Source organism: Pseudomonas sp. BE134, assembly GCF_031456105.1.
Lineage (GTDB): Bacteria > Pseudomonadota > Gammaproteobacteria > Pseudomonadales > Pseudomonadaceae > Aquipseudomonas.
In genome coordinates this window covers 1-1,654 of record NZ_JAVDUA010000068.1, presented here as the reverse complement: position 1 = coordinate 1,654, position 1,654 = coordinate 1, and the positions used below count along the sequence as shown (strand labels likewise).

The window sequence follows — 1,654 nt, the reverse complement described above, 5'->3', positions numbered from 1 at the left end:
CCCGGATTTACCTAAGAGTCCAGCCTACCACCTTAAACTTGGACAACCAACGCCAAGCTGGCCTAGCCTTCTCCGTCCCTCCATCGCAATAACCAGAAGTACAGGAATATTAACCTGTTTTCCATCGACTACGCTTTTCAGCCTCGCCTTAGGGACCGACTAACCCTGCGTCGATTAACGTTGCGCAGGAAACCTTGGTCTTTCGGCGTGGGTGTTTTTCACACCCATTGTCGTTACTCATGTCAGCATTCGCACTTCTGATACCTCCAGCAAGCTTCTCAACTCACCTTCACAGGCTTACAGAACGCTCCTCTACCGCATCACCTAAGTGATACCCGTAGCTTCGGTGTATGGTTTGAGCCCCGTTACATCTTCCGCGCAGGCCGACTCGACTAGTGAGCTATTACGCTTTCTTTAAAGGGTGGCTGCTTCTAAGCCAACCTCCTAGCTGTCTAAGCCTTCCCACATCGTTTCCCACTTAACCATAACTTTGGGACCTTAGCTGACGGTCTGGGTTGTTTCCCTTTTCACGACGGACGTTAGCACCCGCCGTGTGTCTCCCATGCTCGGCACTTGTAGGTATTCGGAGTTTGCATCGGTTTGGTAAGTCGGGATGACCCCCTAGCCGAAACAGTGCTCTACCCCCTACAGTGATACATGAGGCGCTACCTAAATAGCTTTCGAGGAGAACCAGCTATCTCCGAGCTTGATTAGCCTTTCACTCCGATCCACAGGTCATCCGCTAACTTTTCAACGGTAGTCGGTTCGGTCCTCCAGTTAGTGTTACCCAACCTTCAACCTGCCCATGGATAGATCGCCCGGTTTCGGGTCTATTCCCAGCGACTAGACGCCCTATTAAGACTCGCTTTCGCTACGCCTCCCCTATTCGGTTAAGCTCGCCACTGAAAATAAGTCGCTGACCCATTATACAAAAGGTACGCAGTCACCTAACAAAGTAGGCTCCCACTGCTTGTACGCATACGGTTTCAGGATCTATTTCACTCCCCTCTCCGGGGTTCTTTTCGCCTTTCCCTCACGGTACTAGTTCACTATCGGTCAGTCAGTAGTATTTAGCCTTGGAGGATGGTCCCCCCATATTCAGACAAAGTTTCTCGTGCTCCGTCCTACTCGATTTCATGACCAAGAGATTTTCGCGTACAGGGCTATCACCCACTATGGCCGCACTTTCCAGAGCGTTCCGCTAATCTCAAAGCCACTTAAGGGCTAGTCCCCGTTCGCTCGCCACTACTAAGGGAATCTCGGTTGATTTCTTTTCCTCAGGGTACTTAGATGTTTCAGTTCCCCTGGTTCGCCTCTTAAGCCTATGTATTCAGCTTAAGATAACCATCTTATGATGGCTGGGTTCCCCCATTCAGACATCTCCGGATCAAAGTCTGTTTGCCGACTCCCCGAAGCTTTTCGCAGGCTACCACGTCTTTCATCGCCTCTGACTGCCAAGGCATCCACCGTATGCGCTTCTTCACTTGACCATATAACCCCAAGCAATCTGGTTATACTGTGAAGACGACATTCGCCGAAAATTCGATTCTTGCTCAAAGAGCAACTCACAAATTTTACCTTAGCCTGATCCGTTACCAGTGAAAGTAACGTTCAGTCTATCTTTCTATCACATACCCAAATTTTTAAAGAACGA

1 rRNA gene is annotated in these 1,654 nt (G+C 49.6%); it reads right to left on the bottom strand.

Annotation, left to right across the window (positions count from 1 at the left end):
- A 23S ribosomal RNA gene (locus J2Y56_RS28340) occupies positions 1-1,490 on the bottom strand; the annotation flags it as partial.
- Positions 1,491-1,654: the final 164 nt, after the last annotated feature.